Here is a 17,010-nt window from a genome sequence, read left to right on the forward strand (position 1 = left end):
TCGAGGCTCGGGTTAAGCTCCCGTGCCCCGCCGCTTCCATGGCACCACATCGATCAGGCTCGTTTACCCGCGCACCGCCGCCACCCGCGGCCGTGGCCGCGTTGGTGCAGCTGATCGAGCAGGTGCTCCCGCCGCTGCAGGCCCGGGTCCGCCGTGATCGGCTCGAGCCGCTCGCGCTTCGAATCGCGGAGCTCACCGATCCGCGCGACTTCGCGGGCGAAGATCGGCTGGGCTTGCGGCTGGGCAGCCTCGCGGTGCTGACGGTCCGGGTGGTCTCGCAGCTGCAATTCGAGCTCGCCGAGATCGAGCGACACGTCGCGAACCACGTCGAAGCCTACGCGCGGGCCAAGACCGAGGCCGCCCGACGCAACCGGCTCGAGCTGATGATCGACGAGACCGCCGCGGACGCTCGCGCGGCCCGGGCCGATCGGCTCGCGCTCAGTCGCCACCTCGATCTCGACGCGCTGCGCGAGCGCTACGACGACCGGCGCGAGGTCTTGGTCGTGGCGATCGAGCTCGGCATCATGATCATCGGCCCGGCGATCGAGCAGGCGCTGGTCGCCGAGGACTGGGACGCGAGCTCGTCGTTCGTCCACGACGCGTCGCTCGGGCTCTACAGCGAGGTTCGAACCGTGCTCGCCCAGGTCGAGCCTGTCTCGTTCTTGCTCAACCAGCTCAGCTTGCTGCGCCGCTGGCCCTCGCGCCTGGCCTGCCTCGAGAGCCTCGAGGCCGCGCTCGCGTGTCTGGGCCTGCCGATCTTGCCAGCGCTGCCGGCGATCCCGGCGCTCCCGCCCCGTCGTGGCTATCGCAACGAGTCACCCCAGCGCGGCGTCTTGGATCTGCGCGCGGGCCTGCTGACGATCGCCGAGGACGTCAACGAGCACGAGTGGGTTCAGGCCCGGGCGATCGCGTGCCTGCGCCGGGTCGATCCCGAGGTCCATCGCGCGTGCGTGCGCAGGCGCCTGGGCCTCGACGCCGAGACCCCGCCCGAGTGGCCCAAGCGCGACTTCTTGGTCCGGGGGCTGGTGATTCAGCAGCTCGCCGCCCAGCTCGAGCACAGCGCCGAGGCCGAGCTGCTGGCCCAGGCGATCACGCGCGGCGATCCCAGCGAGTTCGTTCGCATCGCCCACGCCAAGACCCTCGAGGTCCTGGCGCTCGAGCGACCCTCATCGTTCTACGAGTTTGCCCGGCTGCTCACGCGCATGGGGGACAACGGGGCCGCGGTCGAGATGCCGCGCGTGCACGCGACCGCCTGCCTCGCCATGGTTCGTGGCCTGCGGATCGCCAGCGACACCCGGGCCGGCGAGCAGGTCGCCGAGGTCATCGTCGAGCGGCTCGCCGCGACGATCATCGGCGTCAGCCACCCCCTGATCGCGCGCGTCGCCTGTGAGCAGGCGGCGGCGACCTGCGAGCTGCTCGCGGAGGCCCCGGGCATGGACGCCGCGCTGCAGCGCCACGCCCTGACCCTCGTCGAGGGCCTGCACACCTGCCTGGCCGACGTCAGCCGCAGCGCGTCGATCCACGAGGCCGTGTCGGTTGCGATCGAGCAGATCGACACGGCGCTGCGACGCGAGCGGGCGGCGTGGACCAAGGCCCTCGACGAGGCGGTCCAGCAGGTCCCGTCGGGCGGGCAACGAAGGGTCCCGCTGCCCACTCACGAGGGCCAGCACCCCAGTCACGACGAGCTCGCGCGGATCTTGCCAATGCTGACCCGCAACGACTGGGGGCTCGACGTCGACGAGCGGGGCAAGCGGCTGTTGGTGCGGCGTGGCGATCGTCGGGTGACCCGGATGTGGCGAACCCTTCACGAGCTGCGTCACCCGGCCGGCAACAAGCGCCAGGCGTTCCGCCACACGGTCGGCCGGAGCCTGGTCGGCAAGCTGCGCGCGCACCCGGGCCGGCTCGACGAGGTCACCGCGACGGTGGTCCCTGGTGAGCGGCTCAACCTCGACGCCGAGGGCGGCTGGGGGCGCCACCTCCCCCTCGTCGACGACCTGCTGGGGCTGCACTGGCTGCGCGGGCCTCGGCTCGACCCGGTCGAGATCCTCTCGAGCCACGGCGTGACCAGCCTGCGCCTGCGCGGCAACGTGGTCCGCCGACTGTGGTCGCGCTGGCGGCTGAACTTCAAGTACGCCGAGCTCTCCGAGCTGCGCCGTCGGGCGCTGATGGCCGACGAGCCGAGCGAGCGGCGTCGCTTCGCCGATGAGCTGCGCAGCCGCTACGGCGTCGATCTCGAGTTCCGGGCCCACCCGTCGGTGATCGGCGAGCGACCCGTGCCGCCGCGGCTGCGCGCGCTGTTCCCCGGCCCGCCGAGCAAGCGGGCGCTCGACGATGCGTCCGCGTCAGATCCCGAGCCCGAGACTGATCCCGAGCCCGAGCCCGAGCCCGAGCCCGAGCCCGAGACTGATCCCGAGCCCGATCTCGAGCCACCGACCGAGCCCGGCCCCGCGAAGCGCGACGCGATCATCGTCGCCACCGACTCGCCCGACGCGGCTCGACCCAGCGCGTCGCTGGTCCCGCTCGCCAGCCTCCCGCTCGGCGGCGTCGCGCTGCCGGATCTGCGCGCGGGCATGAACGAGTGGCTGCGCGACAACCTGCACTACTTCCTGACCCTCGAGGGCAACAGCCAGGACGCGCTCGGGCTATTTGCGCTGGGGCTCTCGGGCTGGTTCCTCGGCTCGGGCTACGCGCGGCGCCGCAAGATCGCCAAGGCCCGCGCCGAGATCCCGCTGTCGATCGGCGGCTGGGGGACCCGGGGCAAGTCGGGCACCGAGCGGCTCAAGGCCGGGCTGTTTCACGGGCTCGGGTTTCGAACCTTCTCGAAGACCACCGGCTGCGAGGCGATGTTCATCCACTCGGTCCCGCTCGGTCCGCAGGTCGAGATCTACACGTTCCGACCCTACGGCAAGGCCACGATCTGGGAGCAGCGCAACTTGCTGGTGCTCGCCGCCGGGCTCAAGAGCGAGGTGTTCTTGTGGGAGTGCATGGCGCTCAACCCCGAGTACGTCGACATCCTGCAGCGCGGCTGGATGCGCGACGACTTTGCGACCGTCACCAACACCTATCCGGATCACGAGGACATCCAGGGCCCGGCCGGGATCGACGTCGCGACGGTAATCGGCCGGTTCATCCCCGAGGGCAACCTGGTGATCAGCTCCGAGCTCGCGTTCAACCCGGTGTTGCGGGACTCGGCCAAGCTGCGCAACGCCGAGCTGCTGGAGATCGGCGACTACGAGGGTGATCTGCTGCCCGACGACCTGCTCGGGCTGTTCCCGTACTCGGAGCACCCCCGCAACATCGCGCTGGTCACCGAGCTCGCGCGCCAGCTCGGGATCGACGACGAGCTGGCGATCGTGTGCATGGCCGACTACGTCTACCCCGACCTCGGGGTCCTCAAGTTCTACCCCGACGTCCAGGTCCGCGGGCGCACGCTCTCGTTCGTCAACGGCTGCTCGGCCAACGAGCGGGCCGGGTTCTTGAACAACTGGAAGCGCACGGGCTGCGTGGATCTGGCGGCGGCCGGCGATCCGGCCCGGATGGTCATCACCGTCGTCAACAACCGTGATGATCGGGTGAGTCGCTCGGAGGTGTTCTCGCGGATCCTCGTCAACGACGTCGCCGTCGACGCCCACGTGCTGATCGGGACCAACCTCGCGGGCCTGCAGATCTTCGTTGACCGCGCGCTCGAGAACTTCGCGGCCGAGCAGGAGCTGGTCGACGCCGACGCGCTCGTCGAAGGCGGGGCCGGGCACGAGCGGGCGCGCAGCCGGCTCAAGGCGCTGTTCGGGCGGGTTCGCGGTCCGGTGGAGGGCTGGTGGGAGCAGCTGTGCACGCTGCTGCGGCTGGGGCTCGGCGCGCTCGGGCGGCGCTTCGATCCCGACGGCGCCGACGCCCAGGCCCTGCGAGCGCTGGTCGCCAAGCTGCGCGACAGCCAGGGCGGCCACGAGTTCGAGGCGGTCGTCGCCAAGCTCGCGAGCGACAAAGACCTAAACGCGGCCGTCCGCACGCTGCACGATCGCAGCGCCGAAGAGCCCACGCTGATCCACCCCCACGAGGTCGGTCGCGCCGCCGACTTCGACGATCTGCTCGCGCACCTGCGGGATCGGATCACGCGGATCGTGATCGCCGGGCGGTTCGCCGCCAAGCTCGAGCCGGTGCTCGAGGGCCGCAACCCGGCCGCGCTCAAGAGCTTCACCACCGAGCTCACGCGGGCCTGGATCACCTTGTTTCGCGCCCAGGTGATCATCGTGTGGGACTCGGGGGCGACCGGTGATCAGATCATCGATCAGTGCGCGCGGGCGGTCCCGCCTGGCGTGCACGTCACCGTCATGGGCACCCAGAACATCAAGGGCACGGGCCTCGACTTCATCTATCGGTGGCTGGCGCTCGACGCCGTGTGCATCGGGCTCGACAAGCTCGACAGCGACGACGAGCAGACCCGGCTCGACGCCCTGCGCAGCCTCGACGCCCACTCGGACTTTGGGTTCACGGACACGGGCATGATGGTCAAGCGCCTGCCCGAGATGACCAAGGGCAGCGGCCAGGAGGCCTCGCTGCGGACCGCGCTGCGCGAGAAGGCCGACGCGATCCACCGTCAGAAGCTCGCCAAGCTCGACAGCGCCGGCGGGGCCGCGGCCAAGGGCGGCAAGTTCTGGACCTCGATCGAGGGCTGGATCGACTTCATGGACGGCGCCGTGCGCTACCGGCAGTCGCGCCAGCTCGTCCAGGACCTCGTCGACTTTCGCGTCAGCCACAACAAGATGGCCGTCGAGATGCGCGAGATCTATGCGCGGGCCAAGGGGGGCTGGCTCGGCAAGGCCCTGGCCGCCAAGCTCAAGGCGCGCAAGCGGAGCGCGCCAACTTAGAGCCCTCGCGCGCCCTGATCCCTGACTTCAGTCGCACAGCGCGACCTTGTTGCCGCTGAGGATCGTCGCCCCGCCGACGTCCACGACCGCCGCGAAGTCCTCTACCAGGCACTCCGACAGCTTCTCGTTGGTCAGGACCTTCAGGTCGCCGCCGATCGAGGTCACGCCCAGCCCGTCAAAGCTGGTCAGGACCTTGTTGTCCTCGATCCGCAGGTCACCGCCGACGCTCACGAGGTTCTCGAGGCCGACGAAGTTCTCGATGATCGCCGCGTCCCACAGCTCGAGGCTGCCGGTGAGGGAGGTCAGCGCCTCGAACCCGCTGTAGTCCGTCAGGTCGTCGTTGCCGGCGATCTCGAGCCGCCGGGCCGAGGTCAGGGCCGGGAACGAGCCGAGATCCGTGAGCCCGCTGTTGCCGGTGATCGTGATCGACCCGACGCTCGCGAGCTGCTTGAACTCGATCAGCGCCGGCATCGCGTTGTTGCCCGTGATGATCAGCGTGTCGACCCGCTCGAGGTTGCCGAGCCCGAGCAGGGTGGTGAGCGTGGGCGCGAACCGGATCTCGAGGATCCCGACCTCGCGCAGGTTCGAGAGCCCGGTCAGGTTGGTGACGGTGCTGGTGATGATGATCCGCTCCGGGACGCACTCACCCAGCTGTAGCTCTTCGATCTCGGCGTCGGTGTTGATGACGATGTCGGGGCCGGGCGACTCGGTGTCGAGGCAGCTGGGCTCGCCGGTCTCGGTCCCGGTGTCGCTGACAGGCGGCGGATCCTCGGTCGGGCAGGCGGTCAACACCAGCGCGGCGCCGAGCGCTGTGAACGTAGAGCGGCAAGTCAGGGCAAAGGTCGAGTCACGCACCTCGGGAGTATGCCAAAGATGTCCATGCCGCCCACGCAGTTTCTAGCGTGCCACTGTAGGGCGCTGGGCTGGGAGGACGACGGCGAGCTGCCCCGATCCCAGGCCCTCGCGCTCGGCCGCGGTCACGACCGGGACCTTGCGCCCGCGCAGCGTGGGCGTGCGCGCCAACAGCACGGCGAGCGGGGCCATGACTTGCTCCTCGAGCACGCGCTTGAGCGGCCGCGCGCCGCGGGTTGGATGCCAGCCCCACTCGGCCAGGGTCGCGCGGGCCGAGTCGCTGACCGCCAGGCGGAGCTCACGGCGCGCGAGCCCGGTGCGCTTGCCGAGCGCGTCGATCTCGAGGTCGACGATCGCTCGAATGTCGGCGGGCGTGAGGTTGCGAAACGGGACGACGAAGTCGATGCGGTTGAAGAACTCGGGCCGAAAGTGGCGGCGCACGGCCGCGTCGAAGCTGCGCCCTTGCTCGGCCTCCGTGTTGTCGCCAAACCCGGCCGCGCCGCGCTCGGACACGCCGAGGTTCGAGGTCATGATGATCAGCGTCATCCGAAAGTCGACCAGGCAGCCGGCCGCGTCGGTCATGCGGCCCTCGCCCAGCACCGCGAGCAGCAGATCGAACACCTCGGCGTGGGCCTTCTCGATCTCGTCGAGCAAGATCAGCGACAGCGGCTGCTGCCGGACCTTCTCCACCAGGCTCTCGACCCCGGGCCCGACCGCCAGGAGTCGCTGGGCCGACCCTGGGAGCATGAACTCGGACATGTCGAGCCGGATCATTCGCTCGGCCGCGCCAAACATGTAGCGCGCGAGCTGCTTGGCGAGCTCGGTCTTGCCGACCCCCGTCGGGCCCACGAAGAACAGGCTGCCGACCGGGCGCTCGGGGTCGTCGAGGCCGGCCTTGAACCGCGCGAGCACCCGGGCCGCCGTCGCGCACGAACGATCCTGGCCGATCACCCCCGCTCGCAGCCGCGCGGCGATCGTCGCGGGTCCGGCCACGGAGTCCTCGCTGATCAGCTCGAGCGGCAGCCCCGTGTGGCGCGAGAACGCGGCCGACGCTTGTTGGGCGCGCATGACGGTGATCTCGCTGGCGGGCCCGAAGCTGTTGGAACCGCCAGGCCGGATCTCCGCGGCGTCGCTGGGAGGCCGCGTGTCAGGGTCGGAGTTGGGGTCAGTGTCGGTGTTGGTGTCGGTGCCGCCGCCGACCGGAGCCGTCGCGCCGGCGCGCTCGGCCAGCGCCGCGGTCTCGTCGTACCCGTGCTCTTGGTTGAGCCAGTCGAGGAACCGAAAGCCCTTGCCCGGGAAGCAGGTGTCGCGGCGAAACAGCTCGAGGTGCTGGACGACCCGGCGCAGGGCCTCGGGCTGCAGCGCGAGCTTGGGGTTGATCCGGGCCTGGTACGCGCGCAGCAAGCCGGGCATCGCGGCCGAGGGTGTCTCGGCGATGTTGATGGTCGAGAACGCGGCGAGCAGGCGTGGGGCCCGGGTCTTGAGCTGCTGGTACTCGTGCGGATGACACTCCGTGATGAGGCTGAGCTCGCCGGCTTCGATCGCGGGCAGGAAGAAGTCGGCGATCGAGCTGCGAGCGCTGCGGACGTCGAGCAGCGGCGGCAGCTGCCCGACGTACAGATAGTCGCCCTCGTGGGACAGCTCGTGGACCATGTCGAGGCAGCGCTGCTCCCACTGGCCGAGGTACATCATGCCGGCGATGATGCGCTCGGCCGAGGTCGACCAAATCCTCGGGCTGGTCCTCGGGCGGGTCTCCAGGCTGGTCCGCGCGCTGGCGCCGTGGGAGCCTCGGCGGTGGCGCGCGAACTCGCGAGCGAGCGTCTCGACCCAGGTGGTCTTGCCCACGCCCGGACCCCCGACCAGCAGGATCGACGCCGGGGTCTCGCGCTCCCACAGGTGCGCGTGGGGCCGCAGATCTGCGGGCTCGATCAAGCGCGAGCGTCGACGGCGGGCGTGCTGGACCAGCTCTTCGGCGACAGCGTGGAGGGTCGGGAACACCTCCCAGGTCTCGGGCTCGCTCGGCTTGCGCTTGCGGCGACCGAGCACCGCGGGCGACCAGGGCTCGATCCGCTCGGTCCCGAGCGCGCGGAAGTCGAACAGCGAGCGCGCGGCCTCGCCGAGCAGCGCGCTGCTGACCGCCTGGCCGAGCACCTGCGGCGCGATGTCGAGATCCTCGAGGATGAACCACCAGTCGAAGCGCGGCAGCACGACCCGGTAGCCGCCCTTGTCGAGCTTCGACCAGGCGAACGCGAGCCGCAGCGGGATCGCCTGCTTGCCGATCACCCAGCGCTTGTGCACGACCGCGAGCGGGTGGACCTCGACGCGCACCGTCCGGGTGTTGAGGTCTTCGTCCCACAAGAACGAGTCGAGCGGGTGCTCGCGGGCGATCATGTCGGACACGATCTGCTCGAGCCCGGCGTAGACCTCGGCCTCGCTGGCCCCGAACGCACACGGTAGCTGCTGCGTCCAGCCTCGCGCGAGCAAGCTGCCGGTCAGCCTGCCGTCGTGGTGGGTCACGAAGTACACGCGCAGCGAGCTCTTCATGATGGTCGCTCCGGTGGCGGCTTGACCGAGGCCAGGCCCGCGTCGGTGATGCGGCGCTCGCGATCTTGGCTGATCGCCAGGCCCACCCGCATCAGCCACAGCAGCGTGAGCACCGGCTCGAGCTGGGCGCCCGAGTGGCTCGAGACGTGGCTGAGCGGGTAGTCCTCGACCTCGATGTTGGCCGAGCGTCCGCCGCGGGGCTCTTCGACCGTGAAGCGGCGGATGATCGGGAGCATCGCGTCGGGGTTTTTGGGCAGCTCGGTCCCGGCCTCGAGCGCGTGGATGAAGGCCTGGCGCTGGGCCAGGGTCCGCGTGATCAGCTGCGCGGGGTCGTCGCGCGGCTCACCGTCGAGCACGCGCACGCGAACGATCTCGTGGCCGCCGCCAAGGGTCTCGAGCACCTGACAGCCCGACTCGCCGGCGAAGAACTCGCGCACGCTGGGGCCGACGAGCTGCAGCACGACGAGCTCGGGGTCTTCGCTGCACAGGCGGGCGAACCCCTGCGCGAACTGGCCGTCGCGGGTGCCCTGATCCGGGGCCCGCAGCGAGGTCAGCTCGGTCGCCGGAGCGCCGGAGGGGAGCCCGGCGTAGGCCTCGAGCTCACCGCGCCCGCGGCTCGCGTAGGCGTGGGCGAGCTCGGCGAACAGCGAGGTCTCGCGGGCCTCGAAGCGCCGCCGCTGGCGGGGATCCCCGATCCGCGAGAGCTCGAGGAACACGACGTGCTGGCGTGGATCATCGGCGCGCTCGAGCGCGCGCTCGAGGAACCACACCTCGGCGATCGCCCGGAGCATGGCCTGGCGCTCGCGCAGGGGCAGGCTGGGGCTGAACTGGCGGCGATCGAAGCGGCGGATCGTGGTCGCGCTGCCGTCCTGGGCGCGGACCTGCTGGGCTGGAAACCGATCGATCTCGAGCTGCTCGCCGAGCCCCTCGTGGGGCCCCTCCGGCTCCTCAACCTGGCCGCTGAGGCGCTGATCATAGGTGGCGTGGAGCTCGAGGGCGTCGCGCAGCGAGTGAATCTCCGAGCGAAGGACCTCGAGGTTGTAGAGCGCGTCGGTCTGACTGCCGCTGCGCTCGTGGTCGTCGGCGGCGTCGCGGTTGAAGGCGTCGAGCAGCGTGGCCAGGGTCTTGGACAGCTGCGCGAGCCGGGGGCTGTGCTCGAGCCCGCGCAGGAACCCCAGCGCGAGCGGGACCTGCTCGAGCAGGGCGGCGTTGGGGCGCTCGAGCAGCTCGCCGAGCCGGCTGTCCTCGGGGATCGGATCGGCCTCGCGCAGGGCCTCTTCGTGGACCCGCAGCGTCGCTCGCTGACCATCCTCGCGCGGGTGTGCGGCAGGTGGCGCGGGTGGTTCCTCGTAGATCCACAGCAGCCGCATGCTGGCCGCGCGTGAGCGGGTCAGCGTCTCGACCAGCAGCGAGCCGAGGTTGTCCTCGAGCCAGCGCTTGAGCGAGCGGGCGCCGTCGCGCGCGTTGAAGCCCTCGCGTACGATCTTGGCGAGGACGGCGTCGGTCGTGCGCACGAACGAGCTGCGCTCGATCAACCCACGACGGCCGAGCAGGTGGGCGAGCTCCTTGCGTGCGATCGCCACGGCCGCCTGCTCGTCGAGCGGGCGAAACTCGACGACCCGATCGATCCGATTGAACAGCTCCGGCGGAAAGAACTCGCGTACGGCCTTGGCGATGTCGATCAGGATCGCGCGGCGATCGACGTCGCCAAAGCCCATGGACGAGCCACCGCCCGCGCCCAGGTTGGATGTCATGATCACGACCGCGTGGCGAAAGTCGGCGACCTCGCCGCTGGCGTCGCTGAGCCGGCCGTCGTCGAACAGCTGCAGCATCAGGTTGAGCACCGAAGGGTCGGCCTTCTCGACCTCGTCGAGCAGCACCACGCAAAACGGCTGGGCCTGCACGCGGCTGGTCAGCACGCCCTGCGGGGCGTAGCGATCACCGATCAAGCGCGCGGCCGCGCCGGGCACGTTGTACTCGCTCATGTCGAGGCGCACGAGCCTGCTCTCGTCGCCGAACAGGTAGGCGGCGAGGGCCTTGGCCATCTCGGTCTTGCCCGTACCAGTCGGGCCGGTGAACAAGAACACGCCGTACGGTCGGGCCGGATCGCACAGCCCGGCCTTGATGCGCACGATCAGATCGCGGATCACCGCGATCGCCTGCGGCTGGCCCATGACCTGGGCGGCGAAGCCCTTGGCCACGTCGTCGGACTCGAGCGGGAGCTCGGGCGCGAGCAGCAGCGCGGGCATGCCGGTCCGCTCGGACAACAGCTCGATCAGCTCCGGGGTGCCGATCTTGGGACGCCCGGCGTCCTCGCCCCCGCGCGGATCGGTCGGCGCCTGCATCAGGATCTCGGCGAGCGCCAGGCTGGCCGCCCGCTCGCGCGAGACCCTGCGTCGCGACCCCAGCGCGCGAACGAGCTCCAGGGCCTTGCCCGGGTACGCGCTGCCCGAGTACAGCGAGCCCGAGAGCTCGTAGATCGATCGAAACACGCGAGGATCAAACCCGCAGCCGAGCGAGAGCTCGAGCTCGCGGGCCTCGTGGACCAGCATGCGCATGGTCGTGGCGGCGTCGGTCGGCTCGACGTGGATGGTCGTGAACAGGTTGGCGAAGCCCGAGGCGTCGGCCTGCAGCTGCTGGTACTGCTCTGGCGTGCACTCGCCGATCAGCGTGAGCTCGCCGCGGGCGATCGGCCCGCGGAAGAACGCCGACAAGCTGCGATCACTCTGGCGCGACTCGCCGATCCGGCCCCACGCGTGCAGGTCTTCAGCCCACAGCAACACCCGCTTGGCGTAGGTCTCTTCGAGCAGCTCGATGCAGCGCTTCTCCCACTGCCCGAGGTAGCTCATCCCGGCGATGATCCGGCGACCGCCGATCTGCCACACGTGGTGGACGCGATCGAGGTTCTGGTGGGTCCCGTAGCCGTCGGCCTCGAGCAGATCGACCACGGCGCGCTGCAACAGCGTGGACTTGCCGACCCCGGGCGGCCCGATCAGGAGGAGCGGCGCCTTGCGGGACCCACACAGCAGCTGGCGCAGCTGCTCACGATAGGGCGTCCGGACCATGCCCGGCGAGAGCTCGTCGTCGACGGCCTTGCGGGTGAGATCGAACCCGAGCTCGCTCAGCAGCGTCGTGCCTGGGCGGCGCTGGCGAGCCCCGATCTGCGCCATCTCGGGGCCCCTTTGCTGGGGCAGCTGCGAGAGCAAGGACTTGGGCTCGGCTCGAAACGCGAGGATCTTCAGGCTCTCGGTGCCCTGGCGGCGGAGCTGCTCGAGCTGTTCCGAGCCGAGCCCAGCTGCGGTCCAGCGCCGCTGGAACACCGTGTTGGCCAGATCCTGCAGGGTGTGGCGGTCGTTGAGCGGGAACCACTCGTGCGGGCGCATCGGGTGGTAGGCGATCTCGATCGCCGCGCTGAGCCCGAGCGGTCGCGGCTCGACGATCACCGGGACCCGACCGGTGAACCGGAGCCGGCCATCGTCGCTGCGCACGGTCAGATCGAGCTGGACGTGGTGGAGCCGACGGCCGCGAACTAGCTGCAGCGCGGGCAGCTCGGCCGGCAGCGCCCGGCGGACCCGCTCGCGGCACTCGGCGAGAAACTGGTCGCGCAGCTTGCTCGACGCCCGTCCCGACACGCAGACCTCGCGCGCGCCAAACCCGAGCGACCACCACTGGCTGAAATTGCCCAGGCTGCGCTGAAACACGGTCACGGAGAAGTCGAGCACGGCCATCAGGCGGCCTCGTCGTCGCCGAAGAACGCGTGTCGAACGAGCCCCGTGAACATCACCGCTTCGATCCGCGACCAGAACTCGGCGGGGGTGATCGACATGCGCTCGGGGGTGATGCTGCCGCTGAGCTGGCCGTGGTCGTCGAAGTGCGCGCGCTTGGGCGTGGCGTCGAGCTGCTTGCGACCCAGGGCCCTGGCGACCGCCAGCTTGGGGGTGTCCCAGTCCTGCGGCTGGAGCACGGCGTCACGCGAGATCAGGCGCGCCTGCATGTGCGCGGGGCGTTGATCCTTGTCGCGGCGGCCCTCGTGCTGGCAGCCGTGGTCGTAGCGAAACAGGCCCAGGTGGCTGTCCATGACCGCGCCCGCGTGACGGCCTCGCAGACACAGCAGGACGTCGCGAAACCGTCGCTTGCCCGCCTGGGCGTGGTTCGGATCGTGGTTCGGATCGTGGTTCGGATCGAACTCGGCGAGCAGGCTCTGACGCAGCCACGCCGGGGTCCGCGGGGGTCCCCACTCCCGGCTCTCGGGCCAGGGCTGCTGGCCGGGGTCGGGCGCCTGCCTGTCGCCGTGGACGTGAAAGCAGGCCGTCCAGCCGCGGTCGTCCAGGCAGTCGAGCAGCGGCAGCAGGTAGACCAAGAACGCGCCGCGGGGGTCTTGTTCCTGCAAGTGTACGGTGATCGAGTGGCGCTCGGTCTCGAGCAGCAGCGCGTCGACAATGGCGATCTGCAGCGCTTGGTGGGCGTCCTCGGCGGTCTGTTGGTAGAGGTCGGCGGGCTCGCCCTCGTAGAGCGCGGCGATCGTGAGCTCCTCGGCCGACTCGATCGACTCGCGCAGATCATCGAGGCGGGTCAGCGTCCCGACGATGCGCCCATGCTCCGCGCGCAGCCGCCCGAGCTCGGCGGCGTGCTCGTGGGCCGAGCGGGTGTCCTTGCGCTTGTGGGCGCCATAGCCAAGCTCGGCCACCAGCACGCGCAGGCGGTCTCGAAGGTCGCGCAGGGGCGGGAGCTCGAGCGCCGCGCTGGCGCTGCGGCGCAGGGTCGAGACCCTGGCCAGCGCGTCGAGGGTTCGTCGCGCCGTGCGGCCGGTCGGGACGGTGACCTCGAGCGCGAGCTCGGCCTGAACCTCGGCGGCCAGGACCCGCTCGCCCTTGCGCTTGCCCGCCAGCGCCTCACTCGGCTCGACGTCGCCGGCCTCGCGGACCCGGACCGTGCCGCCTTCGCAGCGGGTGCCGAGCTTGGCCAGGGTCCGCGCGAGCGGTGCGACCAGGCGATCCTCGAGCTCGCGCCGCAGCGCCCGGGCCCCGTAGGTGTTGGAGTAGCCCTCGCTGGCGAGGCGCTCGAGGGTGGGGTTGGCGACCTCGAGCGCGATGCCCCGCTCGGCGATCCCATCGCGCTCGCGCACGCGGGCCAGCGAGACCTCGGCGACCTGGTGGATCTGGGCGCGATCGAGCGGGTGAAACGGGATCACGCGGTCGATGCGGTTGACGAACTCTGGTCGGAAGTGGATGTCGACCTGGTCGAGGTAGTAGCGCTCGGCCGCGCTCTGATCCGCGGTCCCCGTGCCGTCCTGAGCTGCGCCGAAGCCCGAAGTCGGACGTCGGTGGGCGGCGCCGAGGTTGGAGGTCATGATGATGATCGCGTTGTGAAACCAGGTCGTGCGCCCGCGCGCGTCGGACAGCCGACCCTCGCCGCAGACCTGCAGCAGCAGGTCGAACACGGCCGGGTGGGCCTTCTCGATCTCGTCGAGCAAGAGCACGCAAAACGGCTGCTGACGGACCTTGCGGGTCAGCACGCCGTCGTCGCGATCGCTGCCGCGGATCAGCCGCTCGGCCGCGAGCGGGTCCATGTACTCGCTCATGTCGAACCGAGCCATGCGCTCGGGCGAGCGGAACAAGAACCGCGCGAGGGTCTTGGCGACCTCGGTCTTGCCGACCCCGGTCGGGCCCACGAACAAGAAGGTGGCGAGCGGCTTGGCGGCGGGCTGCAGCCCGGCCTTGACCGTGCACAGGGTCTCGGCCACCCGCCCGATCGCCTGGTGCTGGCCGATCACGCGGGCGCTGAAGAAGTCGAGGATCCGCTGGTACTCCAGGCTTCGATCTTCACGCAGCAAGAACATGGGGATCCCGGAGTGGATCGAGAATCCGCGATAGACCTCGTCCGGTCCGATCGCGCGCGGCTCGCCGCCGTCGCCGTGCTCGCCCTCTTGCGCCGCGCGCAGCGACGCGTAGAAGCGCACGGCCTTGCCCGGGAACGCCCGGTACGAGAAGTAGCGCTCGGCGAGGTCGACCAGCGGGGTCACGGCGTCGCGCTGCGGGGGCAGGGACAGGGTCGGCCGATCGGGGTCGACGCGGCGATCGTGTCGGGCCCGCGCTTCGAGGATCGTCCGGGTTCGCTCGGCGTCGAGCGCCGCGACCGAAATTCGGTTGAGGTACGCAAAGAACCCGACGTGGCGCTTCTCGTGGTGCTCGAGCAGCTCGGGCGTGATCTCGCCGAGCACGCGCACGCGCCCGCGCTCGAGCCACGGCCGCATGCTCGCCGCGACGTCGCCCAGCTCACCGCTGGTCCGCGCGAACAGATCGCCGAGGTTGTCGAAGTACAGCACGGCGTCCAGGGTCTCGGCCGCGGCCATGACATCGTTGACGCGCTGCTCGAGCTGCCCGAAGCCAGACTGACCCGCGACCAGCTGGGCACCCGAGGTTGCGAGGATGTCCGGCAGACGGCTCGGCGATGTGGAGGCCTGCAGCCACGCGTGGATCATGCCCTGAACCACAGCTGTCTTGCCGCTGAGCTCGGGGCCAACGAGCATCAGGGCCAGCCGCTCCGGTCCGCGCAGCAGCGCGTCGAGGCTGGCGATCTCGCGCTCGCGGTGGAGCACGGGCGGCTGCCGATGTCGGCGCAGCTCCTCGACCATGTCGGTCCCGACCCGACCGAGCAACTTGCGGGCGTCGGACTCGCTGCGCTCGCGGGCGCGGCGTCGACGAGCCGCCGCGCGGACCGCCGGCCTCGCTCGCTCCGCCCGCTCGACCTCGATCGTGAGGCGCTCGAGCTCGAAGGGATCGGCGCCGCGCAGCAAACCCAAGAACGCGTGGCCGTCGAGCTCGCGCGCGGCCACGACCCGCTCGATCTCCGCGCGGATCCTGGGCGCGCGGACCTGCGGATCGGGCCCGCCGCCGCCTGGGATCCAGACCGCGTGGCGGAGGTTGAGCACGACCGCCCACGCGTCGGCGCCATCAGGCACGATCAAGCAGGGGAACGGGAGCGGCGCCGATAGCGACACGCGCTCGGGCAGGTCGTCGCGCTGCAGCGACACATCGACGACCTGCAGCTCGCCCGCAGGGTCGGGGTCGTAGCTGGCCAGCGCGTCGCCGGGCACCCGGACCAGGTGTTCACGCAAGAACAGCTCTTGCTGCTCTAGCACCTCGTCCCGGGTGCTCGCGTGCGCGACCTTGTCGGGCTCCGCGAACGGCCAGGCCAGGAAGTCACCGCTCGGCAGCTCCTCGACGACAAGCAGCACCGTGAGTTGGAGAGGCTCGGACATCGTCAGCGGCCAGCCGAGTGTAACAGGCGCCTGGGTTCGCGCCTGTGGGACTACGTCCGTGGATGTTCGGCGGCCTACTTGATCGAGATCTCTTTGGTGATCACGGCGCCCCCGCGCTGCACGGTGACCGACAAGTGACTGGCCCGGCGCAGCTTCTGATACATGGCCAGCGCGTCGTCGATGGTCCCGAGCTTGCTGCCGTTGATCTCGCTGACGACGTCGCCGTTCTTGAGCCCGATCATGGTGGCGAGGCTGCCGTTGCGCACGCCGGAGACCCGAAAGCCGTGGGTCTCTCCGTCCTGGGTGACGGGGTACATGCGGGCCTGGGACATCAGCTGCTGGGGGTTCTGCATCAGCTGGTCGACGAACTTGCGGTCGACGGTGCACGAGTTCTCGTTGGCGCAGTCGATCGCTTGCTCGGCGCCATCGAGCGCGACGGAAGGGCGACCGTTGGGCTTGGCGGCTGGGGCAGGGGCGGCGGGTTTGATCGGAGCCGGCGGGGGCGGCTCGGCACCCAGCGAGATGAACTCGCGGCGACCCTGATTGAGCAACACGACCCGTCCGCGCTCGACGGCGAAGATCGTGACCCCGGGGCGGACCTGATCATTGGCCGTGTAGGGACCGAGGCTGTTGTTGTCGAGGTCGCGGATCGTCGCCATCGACCAGGTCGGGTCATCCGACTCCATTGTCGCCAGCAGCTGAAGTCGCAGCTGGCTGGCCGCCTCGCCGACGAACGGGGCGTCGGCGCTAGCGAGCAACGGCTGCTCCTCGATCGGCACACAGGTGGGGCAAAACAGGTTGTGGTCGACGATCGTGTCGGCGGTGGTCTGCTTGATCGTGCCCTTGTCGGCCATCGCCGACAGCGCCTTTTCATTGATGTTGGCGCGCTGCTGGGCGGCCCGCGCCTCCGGCCCGTCCTCGTCATCCCCGTCCTCGTCGTCATCCTCGTCCGCCTGGTCGTCTTCGTCGCTCGCTACCTGCGCGGGCTCGGAGACATCGAGGAGCAGCTTGGATGCAATGGATGTCGTGAGTGCACTCCCCGCGAAGAACACAACCAAGCCAACCGCGAAGAGCTTGATGAGTCCAAAGTGCCGGGTGAGCCGATGCATGCTCCGTCTACTCATGCAACCCGAGTGCCACCGCTTTTTGCGGAGGGAATTGGCGCCGTAGGTCCCGCCAAGCTGTCTTTGCAGCACGCGCGTCAGGGTCCGGATGACATTTTGGCAGGCGACGGACGGGGACCACGATGTTCAGTGCAGACCTGCCCGCCCACAGGCAATGCTCCCGCGACCGACGCTGCATGCAATTAAGGCAGTCGAGAATCACACCAGTTTCTGAGCGCGCGGAATCCTGCTCGAGCCCGCCTGCCCACGATGCGGGTCTGGGCGGGACCAGGCATATGCTCCTGCCGGCGGGGGGCACCAACCCGGGATGGGGCGAAATTGGGGTGGCTCAGATCCGGGCCACTTTGCCCGGCGGAGGCTGCTG

General features: G+C 70.2%; 6 protein-coding genes. 1 reads left to right on the forward strand and 5 read right to left on the reverse strand.

Translation table 11 applies throughout. The features are described from left to right. Positions 1-38 precede the first annotated feature (38 nt). Positions 39-4,865, forward strand: coding sequence for a hypothetical protein (locus tag ENSA7_RS13595; protein WP_146157656.1), 4,827 nt, complete (start codon positions 39-41; stop codon positions 4,863-4,865). Between the two features lie 27 nt (positions 4,866-4,892). Here the strand turns inward: ENSA7_RS13595 and ENSA7_RS13600 are convergent, their stop codons facing one another. From ENSA7_RS13600 to gspC, 5 genes are all read right to left on the reverse strand, one after another. Continuing rightward, complete coding sequence (locus ENSA7_RS13600) at positions 4,893-5,720, reverse strand: hypothetical protein (protein ID WP_106089706.1); 828 nt, start codon at positions 5,718-5,720, stop codon at positions 4,893-4,895. Positions 5,721-5,762: 42 nt separating this feature from the next. After that, positions 5,763-8,261, reverse strand: a complete 2,499-nt coding sequence (locus ENSA7_RS13605) for an AAA family ATPase (RefSeq protein WP_106089707.1) — start codon at positions 8,259-8,261, stop codon at positions 5,763-5,765. Beyond that, a complete protein-coding gene (locus ENSA7_RS13610; RefSeq protein WP_106089708.1) occupies positions 8,258-11,989 on the reverse strand; it encodes an AAA family ATPase in 3,732 nt (1,243 codons plus the stop codon). Before ENSA7_RS13610 ends, ENSA7_RS13605 begins: the two co-directional genes overlap by 4 nt. Beyond that, the gene (locus tag ENSA7_RS13615) at positions 11,989-15,522 is read right to left on the reverse strand and encodes an AAA family ATPase (protein WP_106089709.1); all 3,534 of its coding nucleotides are present in this window, start codon (positions 15,520-15,522) and stop codon (positions 11,989-11,991) included. The genes ENSA7_RS13610 and ENSA7_RS13615 overlap by 1 nt, the downstream gene beginning before the upstream one ends. 74 nt (positions 15,523-15,596) lie before the next feature. Next, entirely contained in the window at positions 15,597-16,631 is a 1,035-nt protein-coding gene (gene gspC, locus ENSA7_RS13620; RefSeq protein ID WP_106089710.1) for a type II secretion system protein GspC, read from the reverse strand. Positions 16,632-17,010 lie beyond the last annotated feature (379 nt).

Source organism: Enhygromyxa salina, from assembly GCF_002994635.1.
GTDB classification, from domain to species: domain Bacteria; phylum Myxococcota_A; class Polyangia; order Nannocystales; family Nannocystaceae; genus Plesiocystis; species Plesiocystis salina_B.

What these genes read in the sequence shown, in the direction of transcription:
- ENSA7_RS13610 (WP_106089708.1), bottom strand. Translation starts at nt 11,989, where the DNA reads ATGGCCGTGCTCGACTTCTCCGTGACCGTGTTTCAGCGCAGCCTGGGC.
- ENSA7_RS13615 (WP_106089709.1), bottom strand. Translation starts at nt 15,522, where the DNA reads ATGTCCGAGCCTCTCCAACTCACGGTGCTGCTTGTCGTCGAGGAGCTG.
- ENSA7_RS13595 (WP_146157656.1), top strand. Translation starts at nt 39, where the DNA reads ATGGCACCACATCGATCAGGCTCGTTTACCCGCGCACCGCCGCCACCC.
- ENSA7_RS13605 (WP_106089707.1), bottom strand. Translation starts at nt 8,261, where the DNA reads ATGAAGAGCTCGCTGCGCGTGTACTTCGTGACCCACCACGACGGCAGG.
- gspC (WP_106089710.1), bottom strand. Translation starts at nt 16,631, where the DNA reads ATGCATCGGCTCACCCGGCACTTTGGACTCATCAAGCTCTTCGCGGTT.